This is a genomic window from Bacillus lumedeiriae (genome assembly GCF_044891285.1).
GTDB classification, from domain to species: Bacteria; Bacillota; Bacilli; order Bacillales; family Domibacillaceae; genus Pseudobacillus; species Pseudobacillus lumedeiriae.
Window position 1 is genome coordinate 36,906 of the sequence record NZ_JAUIYO010000011.1, and the last position, 20,017, is coordinate 56,922.

Here is a 20,017-nt window from a genome sequence, read left to right on the forward strand (position 1 = left end):
TTGTGGGAGAGGATGAAGAAACAAAGAGAATCGGTCGGAATTTTGGAATAAAAAGTTATTTTCATAAAATAAAAAATAGTTTACTAATTAACTTCTCCCATTTATAATGAGTAAGACGCATTAAGAATTTTTTGAAAATACTGTCTCTTTAAGAGGCGAAACAGGAGGGATTTATGTGGATCAGCAGCGTCCTATGTTTGGTTCCAGAGCTGGTTTTATTTTTGCAGCTGTCGGCTCTGCTATTGGCTTGGGCAACATTTGGCGTTTTCCGGCAGTTGCCTATGAAAATGGAGGAGGCGCCTTTTTCCTGCCATACTTATTCGCCTTGCTTACAGCTGGGATTCCATTGCTTATCTTAGAGTTTACGATTGGCCACAAATACCGCGGATCGAGCCCGTTATCTTTTGCCCGTATGAACAAAAATGCGGAATGGCTCGGGTGGTGGCAAATTGCTATTTCATTCGTGATCGCTACTTATTATTCAGTTATTATTGGCTGGGCCTTATCGTATACGGTTTTTTCTTTTAAATTATCTTGGGGCAAAGACCCGCAAACGTTCTTATTGTCTGATTATTTGCAGCTGGCAGATGCGGGGGTATTCGGTGGAGTCGTTCCGCAAATACTCGTTTCACTTGCCGTCGTGTGGATTGTGACTCTCGGTGTATTAGTTGCCGGTGTTAAAAGAGGGATCGAAAAAGCGACAAAAGTTATGATTCCATTGCTCGTGTTCTTATTCTTAATTATCGTGATCCGTGCTCTGACGCTTGAAGGAGCTGTGAACGGATTAAATGCATTCTTTAAACCGGAATGGTCGCAGTTAATGAATGGAAAGGTTTGGATTGCGGCTTACGGTCAAATTTTCTTCAGCTTGTCGATTGGTTTTGCTATTATGGTTACGTATTCTAGTTATCTTCCAAAAAAATCCGATATTACGAACAATGCATTTATTACAGGATTCAGTAACTCAGCTTTCGAATTGCTTGCTGGTTTCGGTGTCTTCTCCGCTCTTGGCTTTATGGCTATGCAGCAAGGGGTAAGCGTAGATGAAGTGGTCAGCAGCGGAGTCATATTAGCCTTTTCTGTTTTTCCACAGATTATTAATGAGTTTCCGTTTGCAAGGGAATTATTCGGTATCCTGTTCTTCGGTTCTCTAGTACTAGCAGGATTCACGTCCCTTATTTCCATTGTCGAGACATTCGTAGCGGGTGTACAAGAGAAATTTAATGTGTCCCGTACAAAGTCTGTCTTAATCGGCGGCGGACTTGCGGCGTTGATTTCTATTATTTACGCTACAAGGGGCGGATTGAACCTTCTTGATACAGTCGATTATTTCATTAACAACTTCGGTGTTGCTTTCGCTGGACTCGTAGAGGTCATTCTCATTGCATGGGTATTCAAGCAATTGGACCCGTTAAAAAGCTACGCGGATTCCGTATCTGATATTCGGCTCGGTGTATGGTGGAAAATTTGTTTAAGTATTGTCACACCGCTTGTCCTCGGCTACATGATGTTTGATAATATTCGTCAAAATCTTGCAGCACCTTACAGTGGCTATCCACAAAGCTTTGTAAATACGTACGGGTGGACAGTCGCAGTAGGCGCAATGGTCATAGGCATCATTTTTATGTATATGAAACGATGGAAAGCAGGCATGCTTGATGGGCCTTCTACTAAAAAGGAGGTGCGATAATGGACGGCAGCGCAATTACAATGATGATTACAGGAATAGTAATTATTTGGGGCGGCCTAGCTGCAAGTATCGCTCATGCGGTGAAAAAAGCCAAAGAAGCAAAACAAAGTTAAAGAAAGAAGTGTCCTAAAAGCTTAGCTTTTAGGACACTTCTTTTTGTTGCGGCTGCCAATCTGTACTTACGGTCATGATTGTTGGATATACGATCGGAATCAACTAAAATGCAGTTGCACTACCTTAATTTACGGTCGAGATTGATTAGCATACGATCAACAATTTTTCAAATTACAGTCGGGAGCAGCCAGATGGCGGTCTGCTCCCTTGAATTGTCCTTTCAACTAAGGTGAACGCTTGTTTCTTTCCATTCTTTCGTTTCTTTCCCATTGCTTTAAATGCGGATAAGGGTCAAATGACCATTCAGTGCGTCCGTTGTCTTTGTACATACCGTAGTGCAGGTGGGGAGGGAATTTTCCGGATGTGCCGGGTGGACCGTATCCAGTGCTTCCTACTCCGCCGATGACTGTACCTGGTTCCACAGTCTGGCCAAGTATTAAATCTTTTGCGAATCCGTTTAAATGTGCGTAATAGTGATATGTGTTGTTGATGTCGCGAATGCCAACCCGCCAGCCGCCATATCGATTCCATCCTTTCATTTCTACAATGCCGTAAGAGGTCGAGCGCACAGGCACACTGTAATTGGCGAAAATGTCTGTTCCTTCATGAATTCGGCGTCCGCCCCAGCCGCGTGCATCTCCCCATGTGTTGTTAAAGGAATAATTAAAATTATGGGGAAGGGGAAATACTTTTTTCTGAAGATCGAGTTTTCCGAATGCTTTATACATCTTTGCATTTCCAATGATGATGCTGACCGCTTTGTCGCGGCCGTAGTAACGCCAAAGACCGATTTTAATGTTATCGTGATCTGTCCCGTAAGTAAGAAGGTAATTACCGATCGCAGCGAGAACATCTTCACTGCTCAGCCGATCCGCTTTACCGTCTCCATCGCCGTCAGTGCCGACGCCATGAAAGGCTGCAATGGTAACTGGATTCGTATCCTCCTGATTAGGGTTTAATAGACCGGCCCATTTATTTTCAGAAATATAAATGGAAATGTTCTCAGGTTCAGGCAAGTCTTTCCGGACGAAACGCAGGTTTCTTTCATATTGATCTATGCCGGCAAAGTAGTACCAGGGAATAGATGTGACTGTTTCCATTTTTTTGAACAATTCCATCCGTTCTTTATACATTTGCTCGTCTTTTTTCGGATCTGCCGCTTGAACAGGTGAAACCATGAAAAAGAAAATGATAAATAGAAGCCAAATCAACTTTTGCAATAGGTTTCTCTCCCTTTTTTGATTCTTTGCTTATTGTGTGGAATTACGCTGGTTTCATGCAGAAAAACAGTTGAAAATCATGAAAAGAACAAAAGTTGTGTTAAAATATTGACTGTGATACATTGGCTACAGAATAATGTTTTTATTAGAGGACTTTGTTTTTGCTGAAGCAGAATGATGGGAGATGAAGAAATGAGCAAGAAAGAAGAACATTTGCGTAAACCAGATTGGTTAAAAATAAAATTAAACACGAATGAAAACTATACAGGCTTAAAGAAAATGATGAGGGAGAAGAATCTTCATACTGTTTGTGAAGAAGCGAAATGCCCGAATATTCATGAGTGCTGGGCTGTTAGACGAACAGCTACATTTATGATTCTTGGTGATGTCTGTACGCGTGCCTGCCGTTTTTGTGCAGTAAAAACAGGTCTTCCAACTGAACTTGATTGGGCTGAACCGGAACGGGTAGCTGATTCTGTACAGCTGATGAATTTAAAACATGTGGTTGTGACAGCTGTTGCACGAGATGATTTAAAGGACGGCGGGGCAGCTGTTTTTGCAGAAACAGTACGGGCAATTCGCCGGAAAAATCCGTTTACATCCATCGAAGTGCTTCCATCTGATATGGGAGGCATAGAAGAAAATTTGAAAACGCTGATGGATGCGCGTCCTGATATTCTCAATCATAATATCGAAACTGTGCGCCGTTTAACACCGAGAGTCCGTGCACGTGCTCAATATGACCGTTCACTTGAATTTTTAAAAAGAGCCAAAGAGATGCAGCCTGATATTCCGACAAAATCAAGTATTATGGTCGGCCTTGGGGAAACGAAAGAAGAGCTGATCCAAGCAATGGATGATCTTCGTGCACATAATGTGGATATCGTTACGCTTGGTCAATATTTGCAGCCGTCTAAAAAACATTTAAAAGTTCAAAAATATTATCATCCGGATGAATTTGCTGAACTTCGTGACATCGCTATGACTAAGGGCTTCAGTCATTGTGAAGCAGGTCCGCTTGTCCGTTCATCTTACCATGCCGATGAACAAGTAAACGCAGCGGCTAAAGCGAAACAGGACCTCGGCGAAAAAGAATCTCTCGAAGCATAAATGAAGAAAGATAAAATAGGTTAATCTGGAAAATGAATATAAGCCAGCCGCACTGTTGTTTTGTCGGCCGCTCAAATTTTAAACATATAGTTCGTTAAAATAAAAACGCTCGGTTCTTTTATCTATCGAAAATACGATGGACAAAAGAAACCGGGCGTTTTTTAGCAGTAAAATCATTTTAAAAGCGCAGGGCTGAACGTTAACTTGTATGAGGTATTCAGTCTAACGAATGATTGTTAAGGCATTCTATTCATGCCTTGATCGGTTGGTCCAGTTGTCCAGTTCGTCCCCGGTGTTCCAATCGTTCCTGGTGTTCCAGTAGGTGTCCCTGTTGTTCCAGGTGTTTTGTTCGTTCCACGCATTTCATTGTTCCGTGTATTGTCTGTTTTTGACTCAGTATAACCTTGCGGTGAGTTTTGTTTCATAAGTTTAATGGTCCGGTTAATGTCATCCTGTGCTACAGTCATTCCGCCATTCGTTTGAGCGATATTTTCAATATCGCGGCGCAAACCGGTATCGTCTGTCACATATACATTGTACCAGCGCGGCACGACACTTAATGCAGTTTTCTTTACTTGGTCTGCTACTTCTTTACGATCTTTATTCGTGCGCGTATCCGTGTCGTAAGCGATTAATACTTCTTCGTCCGTTACGAGCACGGAGCTATCATTAACCGCTGGGAGTGATACGCTTAATTTGCTGATGGAGTCTGCCATTCTTTCCCGGTCCATCGTATGAATCTCCCTATAGGATACGGTTTCTCCCTGGATTGGGCTTTTTTGTTGACGGACATAACCGAAGTTATCCTGTCTCTTCTTTGTCATTAGTTCATTGCTGCCTAAACGGTTGTCTCCATTATACATGTCATAGCGGTCTCGGCCATAGCGGTCATTGACGTTTACTGTATTTCCGTCCATTCCGCCTCGATCGCTGACGTTTGTTGTAGCACCGTTCCGATCGTAAGTATTGTCCGCGAATTGGTTCGTATCATTGGCATTACAGGCAGCGAGCATTAAAAAACTAGAAAATCCTGCGATTAATAGTGGCTTTTTCATAATCATTCCCCCTTGCTATATAGATTGCCCGTTTTCAGTTACTTTTTTCTTAGTAATTAATGGCGGATAAGCTATAATGAAAAGAAGAAGGAAAGGAATGATGAAAAATGATTTGTATTCAAAATCATTGCTATGAAATCATTGACGAGCGGAGCAGCGGTTTTAATGAAGAAGTATTTAGAGAACGGTACAGCGATATTTTAACGAAATATGATTACATCGTAGGAGATTGGGGGTACGGTCAGCTGCGGTTAAAAGGCTTTTATGAAGATAAGAATCAAAAAGCTACATTCGATTCAAAAATCAGCACGTTAAAAGAGTATTTATACGAATACTGTAATTTTGGCTGTGCTTATTTTGTTGCGAGAAAAATTCAAAAATAGAAAAAAGCTGTCTCATCGGGGCCTAACCTCTTCATCTATACGTGTGCAGCCCTTCTTTTATGCAAAGGGCACGGTATAGATATAGAAGGGGCTGACACGATTGTTTTGAGACAGCTCGTTTCTTATATATTAGGCGGAATATCCTGGTATTCTGTTTCCTGGTCTTTTTCTGGATCATCATGGGTAGGATGCGCGCCATCATATTGACGTGGCAGGTTTTGGTGAAGCGATTTATTTTCGTATGTGAATGCACTGTAAGAGCGCTGTCCTTTTCTCCACGGTGTTGATTTGTTTTCTACGGGTTCATATTTTCCACGCGGCGCTCCATAGGGACCTTCTGGTGTTTGTTCAGGGATAATATAATTTCTGCTCTTTTCTACGTTTGAGAAATCTGTATACTCCTCTTTTTCCTCATCAAATAACAATGTCATCACCCCGGAATGTTTTTATTGTTCAGCTTTAGTGCCTTCCTTTCCTAACGTACAGCCTTCTAGAAGATCCGAAGGCTGTATTATTGTTGTTCTGCGGTTAAGATTACAACGGAGGCGCTTTTGTTTTAACATGCCCATTATCCGCTTTTTTACTCGTTCAATGACTCTAAAGGTGAAAATGTGTGTTGTCTGCGAATTCATGGTAGAATAACAAAGGAACAACAGAAAGTATACGAAAGAGGTGTTCGCTATGTATTTCGTGGATCGTGAAAAAATTGAAGAAACGTTGAAGTTTATGGAAGTTCAATTGTCTTCATTTGCTGAACAGCCACAGTGGGAGACGGCGATCGAACGAGCGGCATTGGAGCGTATTGCTCATACAGTTATTGAGTCGGTGCTTGATGTCGGCAATGCGATGATCGATGGATTTATTATGAGAGATCCCGGCAGTTACGAAGACATTATCGATATTCTGGAAGATGAACAAGTCGTTGAAAAAGAATCTGCTGTTTTCTTAAAACGTGTCATCACTTTAAGAAAAGTGCTTGTTCAGCAATATACGAGTGTTCATCATAAGGAAGTCGAACAGGTTTTAAAAGACAATAGGCATGCACTCGAGCAGTTTCCTGGAAAAGTAAGAGAGTACTTAACAAATGAATTAGGGCCGGTTTCGGCATTTAAGCCGTAATAGGCGACGCTTTCGTAGTTGAAGGCGTTTTTTTATTGTCAGGTTTTAATGAATGGCCATGTTAATGATGATTGTTGAGTTTGCTGCTTTGTTGATTGAAGTCGCTGGCAGCGGAAAGAATAAAGTCTTATGAATAACCATAGAGGTGAAAAATGAAGTCGTATAAAGGATATCTCATTGATTTAGACGGCACTATGTATCGGGGGAAAGAAGAAATTAAAGAAGCACGATATTTTATTCAGCGTTTACATGAGAAAGGTATACCTTACTTATTTGTGACGAATAATTCATCACGTACGCCCATCCAAGTAGCAGAGAAATTAACAAGGTTTCATATTCCGGCAGCGCCTGAGCAGGTATTTACAGCATCAATGGCAGCAGCTAATTATATTTTTGAACGTGACAAACAGGCCTCTATTTATATCATTGGTGAGGAAGGACTTCATTCCGCACTCAAAGAAAAAGGATTTCATCTCGTTCAACACGATCATCCTGATTTTGTCGTCATGGGGATCGACCGTGAGATCAGTTATGAAAAATTGTCGGCTGCCTGTCTGGCCGTGAGAAATGGGGCGGTGTTTATTTCTACAAATGGAGATATTGCGATCCCAACAGAAAGGGGATTGATGCCAGGAAACGGTGCTTTAACGTCAGCTGTTGCCGTCTCAACTGGAAGAAAGCCAATCTTTATCGGCAAGCCAGAAGCGATCATTATGGAACAGGCTCTTAGAGTACTTGGCACAAAAAAAGAAGATACGCTGATGGTTGGTGATAATTATCAAACCGATATCCTGGCAGGTATCCGGGCAGGGATCGATACGCTGCTCGTTCATACAGGAATCACACGAGTGGAACACTTAGCGGAAGTGGAACAGCAGCCAGTCTATACGAGGAACAATCTTGATGAATGGGAGATTGTGTGAAAGTAACATTGGTTTAGAATTTAAATAAACATAAAAGTAGAGCTGTCTCAATCAAAGGATTAGAACCTTTAGGAGACAGCTTCATTCTGTTATTCCGTATTCGCCGCTTTATGAGCAAGCCGGCTGGAAGCAGCGGCTGCAATGGCCCCGACAATATCATCGAGGAACGTATGCACTTTGCCTGTTGACTTATCGTTCAAATGTTTCAAGATGCCTGGTTTCTCTTTGTCGATGTATCCATAGTTGGTAAAACCGATGGATCCATATACGTTTACGATCGCAAATGCCAAGATTTCATCCACACCATATAAGCTTTCATCGCTGGCGATAATGGATTGCAGCGGTTCTTCCAGCTTGCCATTTTCAGCTAGTCTGTCAAGCTCGATCCCCGTCAAAATTGCATTTTGCACTTCCCGTTTTTTTAACACTTTGTTTATATTTTCTTTGCATTCTTCAATTTCAAGGTTTGGATGATACTTTTTTTGCAAAAACATCACTAGTTCGGCAATATCATCCACAGTGACGCCTCTCTCAGCCAGCCAGCGGCGTGCTGTTTTTTCGGACATGCTCATTACCGGTTTGTCTTCGATAGTCATACAATCACCTTTTTCTCTAATATGTTAGTACTGGACAGTTCCTTAATAATAAGAATTCCAGACAACGTAGTAAATCTCCTTTTTTTTAGAAAAGCTTTCTGTTACCTATATCCCCTTAAGCGAAACGAACTATTCAATATGGAGCCATGGAAGAAGAGGAGGAAAGCGAATGGATGGAAAACAATTGCTAATGAAGCACTTCCAAGTCAAAGCTGAACGGGTACCATTTGACTCGGAAGCCATGTGTTATGAAAGTAACGGGATACTTTATCTTATTATTGATGTAACAAAGAAGGAACAAAAATATTTATATGAACTTCATCAAATGTCCCGTCATATGATCGGACAAGGAGAGAAGGGGGTCGCAACATTTCTGCCCGATCAAAGCGGTCACTTTTTATTGACGGAAGAGAAAAAGGAATTCGTTGTTCTCGCGAGTCGGCGCATGTCTCCTTTAACAACTTTTACGGGCGGAGAATTAGCGAAATTTCATTTAAGAGGTCAATCGCTTCCGCTTCGTGTACAACACGCCAGTGAATTTGGAAGCTGGAAAGACAAGTGGGAGCAGCGTCTGGAAAACATGGAAAAAGCAGTCGGAAAGCTAGTAAAGGAACGAAATGATTCATTTGCCCGCCTCATTATTGAATCTTTTCCTTACTATATGGGGCTTGCTGAAAACGCTATTCAATACGTCGCTGATACAGAAATGGATGAATCGCCGGGAGAGTGGGATGTCGGAGTCATTTGTCAAATGCCCTTCAGAGAAACAGCATGGACGCAAGAACCGGCTATTCACCATCCGTTCAATTGGATATTTGATCATGCAGCGCGCGACGTAGCAGAGTGGATTCGTTTACGTTATTGGCAGGGGTCTTTATTGTATCGTTCTAATTTGGCTGTGTTTATTAGGCAATATGAACAAATGCGTCCGCTTTCCCCGTTTGCCTGGCGGCTTATTTATGGGCGCCTGCTATTTCCAGCACATTATTTTGATTGTGCGGAAAGTTACTTTTCTGCTGCCTCTTTTCATTTGAAAAAAGAAAATGAGGAGAAATTAAAAAAATATATGACTTATTCACATGAACATGAAAAGTTTTTAGCTTTCTTTTATGAGCAGGCAGGTGTGCCGGTTCGGCAGTTCAATCTACCTAAAATTCCTTGGCTGGGGTCCACTATTTCATGAAAGGCTTTGTTAAATGTACCTCTTGATTTTGGATGAGGAACGTCTGACGCTATCGTTCCTGTGAGCTCTCTCTTAGACATGCTTTCCCACAGGAAGGAGTCCGCTTCAATCGTCATGAATATAGCCTAATGAAAAGAATAGGTTCATGGATTTAACAAAGTCTGCTGAAAAAAGAGGGTTTTTTTGAATTATGTTAAAATGAGAAAGTAAATAAAATGAAGAAAGCAGGTGGAGGATTGAAGCCGCTCGTATATGTAACTAGAAAGCTGCCCGAAGAAATTATATCGAGGCTAAAAGAAAATTATGAGGTTGACATGTGGCCGGAAGAAGAGGTACAAGTGCCGCGTGAAGTGTTAGTAGAGAAAGTGAAAAAGGCGGATGCTTTATTAACGGTTATCACAGATCAATTAGATGAAGAGTTGTTTTCAGCAGCAAATCATTTGAAAGTAGTCGCCAATATGGCGGTCGGTTACGACAATATTGATCTTGATGCAGCGAGCAGACGCGGTGTTGCTGTTTGCAATACACCAGATGTATTAACAGACACGACAGCGGATTTGACGTTCGCTTTGCTCTTAGCGACGGCTCGCAGGATGATAGAAGCAGCAGAATTTGTGAAAAATGGCGAGTGGAAAAGCTGGTCACCGCTGTTGCTAGCTGGTACGGATGTTCATCATAAAACGATTGGCATCGTTGGCATGGGAAAAATCGGTACAGTGGTCGCCAAACGAGCTGCTGGATTTGATATGGAAATTATTTATCATAACCGCCGCCGCCATGAAGTGGCTGAGGAAATGCTCGGTGCCCGCTACTGTGAGATGGATGAACTGCTCGCTGAAGCTGACTTTGTTGTATGTCTCGCACCATTGACAGAGGAAACGAAAGGAATGTTCGGAGCCGATCAATTTCGAAAAATGAAAAAAGAAGCGATCTTTATTAATGCCAGCCGGGGACCGGTCGTTGATGAAGCAGCGCTTTACGATGCTCTTCAATCCGGAGAAATAGCTGCTGCCGGCCTCGATGTGTTTGAGCTGGAGCCGATCGGAGCCGATCATCCGCTGCTTCCGCTGCCCAATGTGGTCGCTCTGCCTCATATCGGCAGCGCGACGAAAGAAACGCGTCTGGCTATGATGGATACATGCTGCGATAATCTTGATACCATTTTTGCTGACCGTGCACCGCAGACACTCGTCAACAAAGACTTTTTGAATTGGAGAAAGCAGGAGTGGTCAACTGGAAGTTTAGGTATAGCAGAAGATTAATAAGGAGTTATTGATTATAAATGAAGAGGGTGTCCCAAAAGTATAACTTTTAGGGACATCTTCTATAATTCTTTACACTTGTCTGTTGATTTCCGTTTCAGGAGCTTCGCTTTCTCCGCAGGAGTCTTCGCGCCTTTTACTACAATCAACTCAGTGGAAAATCTTTGTAAAAAAATCTAAAGAAAAAGACTGACCTTAAAAAGTCGTTTTTAAGGTCAGTCTTTTTGTATTAAAATACTTGTTCTACTTCAACGACACCTGGTACTTCTTCTAATAGAGCGCGCTCGATTCCTGCTTTAAGTGTGATTGTAGAGCTTGGGCATGATCCGCATGCACCAAGAAGGCGAAGTTTTACAATGCCATCCTCTATATCTACTAGTTCACAGTCACCGCCATCACGAAGTAAAAACGGGCGTAATTTATCTAAAACTTCTTGTACTTGTGCTACCATTTGTTGTTCTGCCATTTTCATCGACTCCTTTCCTATACTCTCATCTATTATAATAATTATTATAAAAAAAATCCATGGATCGATTTCACATTTTCAATGTTAGGATCTTTTTGTTAGAGTTGGTTCAATTTTTTATTGATTTTCGCGGGCGATCCGGGAGCCGCCTCATCGCTATCGCTCCTCCTGCTCCAATCAATAAAGTAACAAAATCAACAATAGTCATTAACGTAGCCTTTCGTTAAAATAAGGATAGTATACAAAAGGGGGAAATGAGCATGGAGAAAAAGGTAGAAATTACTGTTTACGGTACGGAGCAGCTTTGTCCGAGCTGTGTAAATTTGCCGTCTTCCAAAGAAACGTATGAGTGGCTTGAAGCAGCTATTTCAAGAAAATATCCGAACCAGCCTTTTACGATCAGTTATGTAGATATTCAAGCACCGCCGGAAGAAGAGAAGAAAAGAGCGTTTGCAGCAAGAGTCATTGAAGAGGATATGTTTTATCCAGTAGTTCTGTTGGAGGACACGATCGTAGGCGAAGGAAATCCGAAGCTAAAGACAATCTATCGCGAAATGGAGAAGTACGGTTATACCCCTGGCGGCGAGTGAAGAATTATCTGGTGCTTTTTAAGTCAATAATGACTTTTTTTGAGTCATTATTGACTTAAAAGAAGTCTGCCTATTCCCAACAATGTAAGTATTTGCGCCTTTTTTAAAGTTGGCACGATTGTTGCATATATAAAGCGAAACTAACTTTTTAAGAAAAGGGGTAAGAAAACATCATGACAAGAAAATTTGCAAAAGTTAACGGAAGCCTCCCAGGTGAAAAGGCGAAAGCATTATTAGAGAGAAGAGGAAAAGCTGTTCCACGCGGTGTTTCAAATGGCGTACCGACTTTTGCTGAAAAAGCTGAAGGCGCATTAATCCACGACGTGGACGGTAATACATTTATCGATTTCGTTGGTGCGATCGGTGTAATGAACGTTGGTCATGGCCATCCGAAAGTAACAGAAGCTGTTCATAAGCAAGTGGATCAATATATTCATCCAGGCTTTAACGTTATGATGTATGAGCCATATATTGAATTAGCTGAAAAATTAGCAGCTATTGCTCCTGGAAATCATGAGAAAGAAGTTATCTTCTTCAACAGTGGAGCAGAAGCGGTTGAGAACGCTGTGAAAATTGCCCGTAAATATACGAAACGTCAAGGCGTTATTTCATTCTCACGCGGTTACCATGGCCGTACATTATTAACAATGACAATGACAAGTAAAGTAAAACCTTATAAATATGAATTTGGGCCATTTGCTCCAGAAGTGTACAAAGCGCCTTATCCGTACATGTACCGCCGTCCGGAAGGTTTAACAGAAGAACAGTATGAAGATTTAGTAATTGAGCAGTTCCGTGACTTCTTTGTTAACGATGCAGCGCCAGAGAGCATTGCAGCAGTTGTTATGGAGCCAGTACAAGGAGAAGGCGGTTTCATCGTTCCATCTAAACGCTTTGTCCAAGCTGTATATGAAGAGTGTCAAAAACATGGCATTATCTTCATCGCTGATGAAATTCAAGCAGGCTTTGCGCGTACAGGCCGTTACTTCTCTATTGAGCACTTTGATGTTGTTCCAGATCTTATTACAGTTTCTAAATCAATGGCTGCTGGACTTCCGCTTAGTGGTGTCATCGGCCGTAAAGAAATCATGGGTGTTTCTACACCTGGAGAGCTTGGCGGAACATATTCTGGAAGCCCGCTCGCTTGTGCTGCCGGACTAGCTGTTCTTGATATTATCGAAGAAGAGAACTTGAATGAGCGTGCTGAAAAGTTAGGAAACCTTGTTTTTGACCGCTTCCGTCAGCTTGCTGAAAAATATGACGTGATCGGTGATGTCCGCGGCCTTGGTTCTATGTGCGCAATGGAGCTTGTGAAAGATCGCCAAACGAAAGAACCGAATAAAGAACTAACAAACTTAATTATTACAGAAGCAAACAACCGCGGCTTGCTTGTGTTAAGCGCTGGTGCTTATGGCAACGTTCTTCGTCTGTTAATGCCGCTTGTAATTACAGATGAGCAGGCAGAAGAAGGATTAGACATTTTGGCAGAAGCATTAGAAGCAGCTGTCGCTCAATTGACTGTTCAAGCGTAACTTTTTCATTCAACAAGGAAAGAGGAAAGACATGCTTATCTCTCGGGATGATTTTTGCTATAATGAAAGCAATACTACTCGAGAGGAAGCGTGTCATGAATTCATTCCATGATCCTGCACGTGATGAATTATTTGATATTTTCGAATCATCTTTTGATGAAATTTTAGTAACGGATGCAAAGGGTGTCGTGATTCTCGCTAATGCAACTTGCCGGGAGCATTACGAACGAAAGGCCGGCAGTCTAGTCGGGAAGCATGTGAAGGATTTGGAGAAGATGGGGATCTTTTACCCATCGGCTACATTGAAGGTCATTGAAAGTATGCATCCGATTGAATTATTTCAAAGGTCTCATACTGGCCGCTATTTTCATGTGCGTACAAGACCGATCTTTCATCCGGATGGTTCATTAAAAAGCGTCATCAGCTATTCACGTGATTTGACAGAGCTCATGCAGCTGCGCAACAAGATTGAAGAGATGGAAGATGAGCTGGCTACCTACAAGCAAGAATTAAAAGAACCGCTTGAATTCGACGGACTTATCTCAAAAAGTGAACAAATGAACAAAATCATACTCCTCGTCCGTAAAATCGCTAAGGTGAATTCAACGGTTCTTCTATTAGGAGAAACAGGTGTAGGAAAAAGCAAAATTGTCCGTCTCATTCATCAGTTAAGTGATAGACGTGATCAGCCGCTTAACGACATTAACTGCGCTGCGCTGCCTGAACAGCTGATTGAATCAGAATTATTTGGCTATGAAGGCGGTACCTTTACCGGCGCTTTCCGAGAAGGGAAGAAAGGACTTATTGAACTGTCCAATCACGGCACGTTATTTTTAGATGAAGTGGGAGAACTGCCGCTTGCTGCCCAGGGGAAATTGCTCCACGTCCTCCAGGAGAAACAAATTCGCCCAGTCGGCGGCCGGCAGCCCATTTCTTTAGATTTGCGAATCGTTGCTGCTACAAACAAGGATTTAAAAAGTATGGTAGACAGAGGCAGTTTTCGCAGAGATTTATATTATCGGCTCAACGTGGTACCGATCCAAATTCCACCGCTGCGTGAACGAAAAGAAGATATCGTTCCATTAATCTATCACTTTTTAGACTATTTTAATCAACTCTATCAAAGCACTGTCCGTTTTTCCCCAAAAGTGATACAAGCCTTCCTCAGTTTTGAATGGAAAGGGAACATACGTGAGCTTGAAAATATGGTGGAGCGTCTCGTCGTTACAGGAGATGAAGTAGTCACTTTAAATGACTTGCCGCCTGATATGTTTGAACAGGAAGTAACAGAGGCAGGAGCCACTCTTCCAGAAATGATCGAAGAAGTGGAACGCAAAATGATCATTCAGGCATACAACAAAGATAAATCAACGTATAAAATTGCCAAAGCACTCGGAATCAGCCAGTCATCAGCTGCGAGAAAAGTAAGGAAATACATTGAAGAAGAGTAACGAACAAATAGGGAGAAAAGAGGGGAAAGAGATGAAGAATTGGAAAATCTATATTAACGGTGAGTGGATCGAAACAGAAAGAACAATTGAGGTCATTAATCCAGCCACAAAAGAAGTGATCGCGACTATTCCAGATGGCGGCACAGAAGAAGCGGAAAAAGCAGCGGATGCGGCATATGGGGCGTTAAAACAATGGTCGAAGCTGACAGCAAATGATCGGGCGAACCATTTAATGAATTGGTACCGCTTAATCGATGAAAATAAAGAAGAAATCGGTAAGATCATGACGCAAGAACAAGGAAAGCCGCTACAAGAGGCAATCGGTGAAGTGGGCTATGCGAACAGCTTTATTTCTTGGTACGCAGAAGAAGGAAAACGCATTTATGGTGAAACAATTCCTGCGTCTCATCCAAATAAGCGTTTATTCGTTCAAAAAGAGCCAGTAGGTGTCATCGCAGCCATTACTCCATGGAACTTCCCAGCAGCGATGATTACGAGAAAAGTCGGCCCTGCTTTGGCAGCTGGATGTACAGCAATGATTAAGCCAGCGACACAAACACCTTTAACAGCGATTCGTCTTGTAGAATTAGCGGAAGAAGCAGGCATTCCAAAAGGGGTTATTAACATTGTAACAGGAAGCGCCCGCCAAATCAGTGAAGCGTGGATGAAAGATGGCCGCGTACGGAAGGTTTCTTTCACTGGTTCTACAGAGGTCGGCAAGACGCTTATGCGCGGTGCAGCTGATACAGTGAAGAAAATTTCTCTTGAGCTTGGCGGACATGCACCATTTATCGTAACAGCGAATGCAGATATTGAAAAAGCAGCGAAGAACTTGATTGCTTCTAAATATCGTAACGCTGGACAAACGTGTGTATGCGCGAATAGAGTGTACGTACACGAATCAATCGAAGCGGAATTTGCGGAAGCATTCAAGCAAGAGGTAGCTAAGTTGAAACTAGGAAACGGAATCGAAGAAGGCATTGATATCGGTCCGTTAATCGATGAGCAGGCCGTGGCGAAAGTCATCAGCCAAATTGAAGATGCGAAGCAAAAAGGCGGAAAAGTGATTGCCGGCGGTAAAGAAGCCGAAGGAGTGAATGGTTTCTTCATCGAACCAACAGTCATCACAAATATAACAGATGACATGCTCTGCATGAACGAAGAAACATTTGGACCGCTAGCACCAATTGCGACGTACAAAACAACTGAAGAGGTGCTTGAGCGTGCGAATAACTCGCCATACGGCTTAGCAGCTTACGTATTCAGTGAAAACATCAAGGAAGCAATTGAGCTTTCTGAAGGCCTTGAATACGGCATTATCGGCTTAAATGATGGACTTCCATCTGTTGCGCAGGCTCCATTCGGCGGCTATAAAGAAAGCGGACTTGGCCGCGAAGGAAGCCATTTCGGCATCGATGAGTATTTAGAGATTAAATACATTTCTTTAGGGCTTTAATTTAATAGAAAAAAGAGGCTGTTCCGAAAATCGGTAGATCTGCTGGTTTTGGAACGGCCTCTTTATTCATCATTTCTGCTTAAACAATCGTCAGCTTATTCCACGATGCCTGTGCTTCTAATTTCAACTTTCATTTGAAAATCGATAGGGAGAGAGCGATAACGTTCATCCCAGCCTGTCTTGTCAAAATTTCTGTAATGGCTTCGCACTTTTTCACCGATTCGCAGCGGATCTGTGCCTAAGGATTGCAGTTTTTTCACCATCTTTTCTGCCCTATTCGTCATTTCTTTCTTCCACTCCTGCTCTAACTTGTGAATAGAAGATTTTTTGTTCAGTCCCAATAGGCTGGAGGCTTCCCTCACCTGTCCCAGCATAGAAACTTGAATGGTAATCCGTGGATTGTCTTCAGGTCCTGATACTTTATATTTTACTTTTGATCGAATATCCTCAATATTCACGTATGTGTTATCTTTTAACGTGATTTCATATAAGCCCCCTTTTGTCTTTTGGTAAAGAAGTCTAAATAAGGTACTGTCTCGTATAGAAAGGGATCCTACATACCGATCGTCCTTGAAAAGAGCCAGTCCTTTATAATGAATATGGTCATGTTTCTTCTCTAATAGAGGCAGGAAAGGGTCTTGGCCGAACGCTTTATACTGAGATAAGAAAGCATGAACAGTCGGCTCAGGAATAAAGTCTTTCAACGTTTCTGCCGTGAAGTGAGAAAGATACTGGGCAGTATTTTGTGCATTAGGATAGGGAAAAGTTAATAACTCTTCCGCGCTTCCGTCAACGACCGCCATATGCACATCCCGGCCGATCGCGATGGAGCGTCCAATCGGATCCGCAAGGTTTTTAATTCCATGTTGCGCAAGCTCTTTGCTGATCAAGAAGTTATTCAGACGTCCTACTCTAAGAGGCCTCTGAGCCTCCATTTGCTGCTTTTGCTGGATGTCTAATATCGTACGACCTACGGCTGTAAAGAAGGAGGGGACGGGCTGTACATTTTGTCCCGGTGGATAAAAAGGAGCTGAAGCAGTTCCCTTTATCTGATGTTCGTCCACATAATCATAACTAACAGCAGAGATATGCTCGATATCTTCAAGTGTCTGCGGCTTAATGGAATAATTAAATATTAATATAAGAATGAAGAGGCTCCACAATACGAAAGATTTCATGATGTTCCCCTCAATTTATTTCGAATCAGCTGGTAGAAGAAGAGAAAAGGAATGTAAGCATAAATGACGTACATAGCCACCACTCCTATGAAGTCAATTAATGAATAGAGCTGAGCCCGCTCTTTAAAGAAAGGAGTTGCCACAATAACGATCGAAAGAAAGAGAACTAGGCTATATTTTTGTTTCATAGAAAATAGTTGTTTCACTCCTCGTGTCGCAGCCCACATATATATACATAGATTAGGGAGAATAATAAACAGCCACGCAGTAATCCCTGCATACTCAAACCTTTCAAGAAAAGGAAAATCAACAATTTTCCATAAAGTGACTTGAGGCCAAATTGTCTGTTCTAATTGGTTAAAGCTAAAGTACACGAAACAAATAAGGGCTGAGAACAAATAAAAAAAGGTACTCACTGCAATGCCGAGCTGTGCCCATTTTTGTGAGCTGGGGGCATTTTTTATAAAAGGATAAAAGAACAAAATCGTTTCAAATCCTGAAAAATATAAAGACATTACTTTAGAACCAGCTAATAAATCACTTGCTGAATGCTCCATAATAGGAAACAGATAAGAAAATTGGGGCTGTTCTAAAGCGAATATGTTTAACGATAGTAAAGGAATCAGGATGAAGAAACTGAAAAAACAAAGCCCGACAATGACCCGAAATCCTCCGATCACATACACATAGATGAGAACAGCGAGGATGAAAGTAATATACCATGTACTCATCTGGTAAAACATCCACACTTGAACGACTTCGATATACCGGCGGATGACAGTTACTGTTGCCAAAACCATGTACGCAACTAATGCTAAACTAAGCAGTCCGCCGATCCATTTGCCAAACAAGTCTTTGTGAATAGCGAAAATATCGTTGTTTCCTTTATTTAAAATCTGGTAAAGCATCCATAAAATAATATGGATAGAGACGGCGCTGATAATAATGGAAATCCAGGCATCCTGGCCTGCTTCTTTCGCCAAATATCGTTGGAAGCTTAGAATGCCTATACCAATTTGCGTAGAGATGATAATATAAAAAACTAAGAAAGAGGAAACTTTTTTGTCGTCTGATGGTAAGGGCAGCATGCCGCCACCTCCATGTTTAAATTAATCGTCAATGTCCCAATTGTTTTTCTTTAATGCCTTTGGCTGAAATCTAAAATCATCCTTGGGTCTTGATAGCAACGGCCGTTTCTCCTGTTTATTGAAAGGAAGACGGATGAATGAATCTTTCAAATCCGGCAGACGCAGCGGGTATAATGGTTCCAGAAAAGGACGTCCTAAAGAAGTCAGCTTTAACAAATGGGCTAAAAGAAAAGCAGCACAAACAGCCATACCTAATAGACCGAGCAGCTGGGCGAACAGCAGAAAAGGAAAGCGGATCAGGCGGATTCCATTTGTGATTCCATAGACAGGTGCGGTGAAAGAGGCAAGTGCACTTAACGCGACGATAATGATCAGCACGTTGCTTGTCAGCCCGGCTTGAACGGCAGCTGTTCCGATGACAATCCCGCCCACGATCCCGATCGTCTGCCCGACTTTTGTCGGCAGCCTGGCCCCTGCTTCCCGCAGAAGTTCAATCGTCAGTTCAAGAATAATCGCTTCTAAAATAGGAGGAAAAGGAATGCCGGCTCGTGATGAAATAAGCGTGCCCAACAAATCTTGGGGGATCATCTCATAATGATACGTTAAAATGGCTACATAAGCAGGTGTCCCCCAAATAGAGAGCATCATTGCAAACAAACGAAGCAGCCGTAAAAAAGAAGCTACATTCCAAAGTGCAAAATAATCTTCAGATGCTGAAAAAAATTCAAAAAATGTCGCTGGTGCCGTCAGGGCAATCGGTGATCCCTCAACAAGAATAGCCACTTTGCCTTCAGAAAGTATACCTGTCACCCGGTCAGGCCGTTCTGTCTCGATAAATTGCGGAAAGGGGGACTGTCCATTATCGGCCATCATTTGTGTAAGAAACGAGCTGTCGATGACTTCATCGTAATCGATTGCCCCAATCCGTTGAATAACGGTATTAACGTTCTCCTCGTCAGCGATGCCTTTGACATAAACGACCGCCACCCGGGTTTTTGATAACTTGCCCACAGATAGTTCTTTCGTTTGTAATTCCAGGACATGCAGCCGATTGCGAATGAGGTTTAGATTCGTATCTAACGATTCAACAAATGCGACTTTTGGTCCGAGTACAGAAGATTCCGTTTCCGGAACGGACACTTGTCTCTTCTGGACATCTGGTACAGGAACGAGAAGGCAAGAAGCATTCTTTTCCCCTGTATAAATGAGCAGAGACCCTGTCAATAGCTTCTCTCGGACGTCCGGGATCGCCTCTGTAATGGTAACCCCCTCGATGGGCAGCTTTTCTTTTATTTCTTCTAACGTAGAACATTCTTTTTCTGTAAGAATAGAAAGAACATCGTGATGAACAGTTTCCGAATTAACTAATGTTTTAAAATAGGCAATAAAAAAGGGGGAATTTTTATGAAGCTTAAATGTGAGAAAGTCTGATGATTCGCTACATGCTGCTAGTAGTTCGGACAGTTCATTTGCTTGAAAGGGTAAACGGCCTTTATTGAACTTTTTCCACATTGAAGATTCTTCCTCCTTTCATTATTGCTTCACTTGACTGTCAGCTTTTATTATGGACAAGAGGAGAAAGGGTTATAACATGATCATAG

At 42.1% G+C, this 20,017-nt stretch carries 19 protein-coding genes and 1 pseudogene; 12 read left to right on the plus strand and 8 right to left on the minus strand.

What is annotated here, in order from left to right:
* Positions 1-193 precede the first annotated feature (193 nt).
* Both QYG89_RS12670 and QYG89_RS12675 read left to right on the plus strand, forming a co-directional pair.
* On the plus strand, positions 194-1,690 hold the full coding sequence (locus QYG89_RS12670) for a sodium-dependent transporter (RefSeq protein WP_404317970.1): 1,497 nt from the start codon (positions 194-196) through the stop codon (positions 1,688-1,690).
* Positions 1,690-1,803 (plus strand): methionine/alanine import family NSS transporter small subunit, encoded by a 114-nt coding sequence (locus QYG89_RS12675; RefSeq protein WP_404317874.1) that lies wholly within the window; start codon positions 1,690-1,692, stop codon positions 1,801-1,803. Before QYG89_RS12670 ends, QYG89_RS12675 begins: the two co-directional genes overlap by 1 nt.
* 225 nt (positions 1,804-2,028) lie before the next feature.
* Here the strand turns inward: QYG89_RS12675 and QYG89_RS12680 are convergent, their stop codons facing one another.
* Positions 2,029-2,982, minus strand: a complete 954-nt coding sequence (locus QYG89_RS12680) for a M23 family metallopeptidase (protein ID WP_404317972.1) — start codon at positions 2,980-2,982, stop codon at positions 2,029-2,031.
* Between the two features lie 234 nt (positions 2,983-3,216).
* On the opposite strand from QYG89_RS12680, the gene lipA reads away from it, so the two are divergent.
* Positions 3,217-4,134: a lipoyl synthase gene (gene lipA, locus QYG89_RS12685; RefSeq protein WP_404317876.1), complete on the plus strand. Its 918-nt coding sequence runs from the start codon at positions 3,217-3,219 to the stop codon at positions 4,132-4,134.
* Between the two features lie 236 nt (positions 4,135-4,370).
* Here lipA and QYG89_RS12690 read toward each other — a convergent pair whose 3' ends face one another.
* On the minus strand, positions 4,371-5,189 hold the full coding sequence (locus QYG89_RS12690; protein WP_404317878.1) for a YhcN/YlaJ family sporulation lipoprotein: 819 nt from the start codon (positions 5,187-5,189) through the stop codon (positions 4,371-4,373).
* A 107-nt stretch (positions 5,190-5,296) separates the two neighbouring features.
* On the opposite strand from QYG89_RS12690, the gene QYG89_RS12695 reads away from it, so the two are divergent.
* Positions 5,297-5,572, plus strand: a complete 276-nt coding sequence (locus QYG89_RS12695; protein WP_404317880.1) for a YutD family protein — start codon at positions 5,297-5,299, stop codon at positions 5,570-5,572.
* 122 nt (positions 5,573-5,694) lie between these two features.
* Here QYG89_RS12695 and QYG89_RS12700 read toward each other — a convergent pair whose 3' ends face one another.
* Positions 5,695-5,997, minus strand: a complete 303-nt coding sequence (locus QYG89_RS12700; RefSeq protein ID WP_404317882.1) for a cytosolic protein — start codon at positions 5,995-5,997, stop codon at positions 5,695-5,697.
* A 256-nt stretch (positions 5,998-6,253) separates the two neighbouring features.
* Between QYG89_RS12700 and QYG89_RS12705 the strand changes: the two genes are divergently transcribed.
* Positions 6,254-6,691 (plus strand): DUF86 domain-containing protein, encoded by a 438-nt coding sequence (locus tag QYG89_RS12705; protein WP_404317884.1) that lies wholly within the window; start codon positions 6,254-6,256, stop codon positions 6,689-6,691.
* A gap of 152 nt (positions 6,692-6,843) precedes the next feature.
* The gene (locus QYG89_RS12710; RefSeq protein WP_404317886.1) at positions 6,844-7,614 is read left to right on the plus strand and encodes a TIGR01457 family HAD-type hydrolase; all 771 of its coding nucleotides are present in this window, start codon (positions 6,844-6,846) and stop codon (positions 7,612-7,614) included.
* A gap of 89 nt (positions 7,615-7,703) precedes the next feature.
* On the opposite strand, the gene QYG89_RS12715 is transcribed toward QYG89_RS12710, so the two are convergent.
* Positions 7,704-8,186: a phosphatidylglycerophosphatase A family protein gene (locus QYG89_RS12715; protein WP_404317973.1), complete on the minus strand. Its 483-nt coding sequence runs from the start codon at positions 8,184-8,186 to the stop codon at positions 7,704-7,706.
* Between the two features lie 193 nt (positions 8,187-8,379).
* Between QYG89_RS12715 and yutH the strand changes: the two genes are divergently transcribed.
* On the plus strand, positions 8,380-9,393 hold the full coding sequence (yutH, locus tag QYG89_RS12720; protein ID WP_404317888.1) for a spore coat putative kinase YutH: 1,014 nt from the start codon (positions 8,380-8,382) through the stop codon (positions 9,391-9,393).
* Between the two features lie 215 nt (positions 9,394-9,608).
* The gene (locus QYG89_RS12725; RefSeq protein ID WP_404317890.1) at positions 9,609-10,655 is read left to right on the plus strand and encodes a 2-hydroxyacid dehydrogenase; all 1,047 of its coding nucleotides are present in this window, start codon (positions 9,609-9,611) and stop codon (positions 10,653-10,655) included.
* Between the two features lie 229 nt (positions 10,656-10,884).
* Here the strand turns inward: QYG89_RS12725 and QYG89_RS12730 are convergent.
* Positions 10,885-11,106, minus strand: a pseudogene (locus tag QYG89_RS12730) (NifU family protein); the annotation flags it as partial.
* A 275-nt stretch (positions 11,107-11,381) separates the two neighbouring features.
* On the opposite strand from QYG89_RS12730, the gene QYG89_RS12735 reads away from it, so the two are divergent.
* The 4 genes from QYG89_RS12735 (at position 11,382) to QYG89_RS12750 (ending at position 16,150) form a co-directional block, all read left to right on the plus strand.
* Complete coding sequence (locus tag QYG89_RS12735) at positions 11,382-11,711, plus strand: YuzD family protein (RefSeq protein ID WP_404317892.1); 330 nt, start codon at positions 11,382-11,384, stop codon at positions 11,709-11,711.
* Between the two features lie 170 nt (positions 11,712-11,881).
* Positions 11,882-13,243, plus strand: coding sequence for a 4-aminobutyrate--2-oxoglutarate transaminase (gene gabT, locus QYG89_RS12740; RefSeq protein ID WP_404317975.1), 1,362 nt, complete (start codon positions 11,882-11,884; stop codon positions 13,241-13,243).
* A 95-nt stretch (positions 13,244-13,338) separates the two neighbouring features.
* A complete protein-coding gene (locus QYG89_RS12745; RefSeq protein WP_404317894.1) occupies positions 13,339-14,694 on the plus strand; it encodes a sigma-54 interaction domain-containing protein in 1,356 nt (451 codons plus the stop codon).
* Positions 14,695-14,740: 46 nt separating this feature from the next.
* A complete protein-coding gene (locus QYG89_RS12750) occupies positions 14,741-16,150 on the plus strand; it encodes an NAD-dependent succinate-semialdehyde dehydrogenase (protein WP_404317977.1) in 1,410 nt (469 codons plus the stop codon).
* 95 nt (positions 16,151-16,245) lie between these two features.
* Here the strand turns inward: QYG89_RS12750 and QYG89_RS12755 are convergent, their stop codons facing one another.
* Genes QYG89_RS12755 through QYG89_RS12765 form a run of 3 tightly spaced genes read right to left on the minus strand, consistent with a single transcriptional unit; the run spans position 16,246 to position 19,928 of the window.
* Positions 16,246-17,328: a Ger(x)C family spore germination protein gene (locus QYG89_RS12755; RefSeq protein ID WP_404317896.1), complete on the minus strand. Its 1,083-nt coding sequence runs from the start codon at positions 17,326-17,328 to the stop codon at positions 16,246-16,248.
* The gene (locus tag QYG89_RS12760; RefSeq protein ID WP_404317898.1) at positions 17,325-18,416 is read right to left on the minus strand and encodes a GerAB/ArcD/ProY family transporter; all 1,092 of its coding nucleotides are present in this window, start codon (positions 18,414-18,416) and stop codon (positions 17,325-17,327) included. The genes QYG89_RS12755 and QYG89_RS12760 overlap by 4 nt, the downstream gene beginning before the upstream one ends.
* Before the next feature lie 21 nt (positions 18,417-18,437).
* Complete coding sequence (locus tag QYG89_RS12765; RefSeq protein ID WP_404317900.1) at positions 18,438-19,928, minus strand: spore germination protein; 1,491 nt, start codon at positions 19,926-19,928, stop codon at positions 18,438-18,440.
* Positions 19,929-20,017: the final 89 nt, after the last annotated feature.

Coding starts and splice junctions, on each gene's coding strand:
- QYG89_RS12710 (WP_404317886.1), top strand. CDS start 6,844: ATGAAGTCGTATAAAGGATATCTCATTGATTTAGACGGCACTATGTAT.
- QYG89_RS12745 (WP_404317894.1), top strand. CDS start 13,339: ATGAATTCATTCCATGATCCTGCACGTGATGAATTATTTGATATTTTC.
- QYG89_RS12690 (WP_404317878.1), bottom strand. CDS start 5,189: ATGAAAAAGCCACTATTAATCGCAGGATTTTCTAGTTTTTTAATGCTC.
- QYG89_RS12675 (WP_404317874.1), top strand. CDS start 1,690: ATGGACGGCAGCGCAATTACAATGATGATTACAGGAATAGTAATTATT.
- QYG89_RS12765 (WP_404317900.1), bottom strand. CDS start 19,928: ATGTGGAAAAAGTTCAATAAAGGCCGTTTACCCTTTCAAGCAAATGAA.
- QYG89_RS12760 (WP_404317898.1), bottom strand. CDS start 18,416: ATGCTGCCCTTACCATCAGACGACAAAAAAGTTTCCTCTTTCTTAGTT.
- lipA (WP_404317876.1), top strand. CDS start 3,217: ATGAGCAAGAAAGAAGAACATTTGCGTAAACCAGATTGGTTAAAAATA.
- QYG89_RS12680 (WP_404317972.1), bottom strand. CDS start 2,982: ATGGTTTCACCTGTTCAAGCGGCAGATCCGAAAAAAGACGAGCAAATG.
- yutH (WP_404317888.1), top strand. CDS start 8,380: ATGGATGGAAAACAATTGCTAATGAAGCACTTCCAAGTCAAAGCTGAA.
- QYG89_RS12755 (WP_404317896.1), bottom strand. CDS start 17,328: ATGAAATCTTTCGTATTGTGGAGCCTCTTCATTCTTATATTAATATTT.
- QYG89_RS12705 (WP_404317884.1), top strand. CDS start 6,254: ATGTATTTCGTGGATCGTGAAAAAATTGAAGAAACGTTGAAGTTTATG.
- QYG89_RS12735 (WP_404317892.1), top strand. CDS start 11,382: ATGGAGAAAAAGGTAGAAATTACTGTTTACGGTACGGAGCAGCTTTGT.
- QYG89_RS12670 (WP_404317970.1), top strand. CDS start 194: ATGTTTGGTTCCAGAGCTGGTTTTATTTTTGCAGCTGTCGGCTCTGCT.
- QYG89_RS12725 (WP_404317890.1), top strand. CDS start 9,609: ATGAAGAAAGCAGGTGGAGGATTGAAGCCGCTCGTATATGTAACTAGA.
- QYG89_RS12695 (WP_404317880.1), top strand. CDS start 5,297: ATGATTTGTATTCAAAATCATTGCTATGAAATCATTGACGAGCGGAGC.
- QYG89_RS12715 (WP_404317973.1), bottom strand. CDS start 8,186: ATGAGCATGTCCGAAAAAACAGCACGCCGCTGGCTGGCTGAGAGAGGC.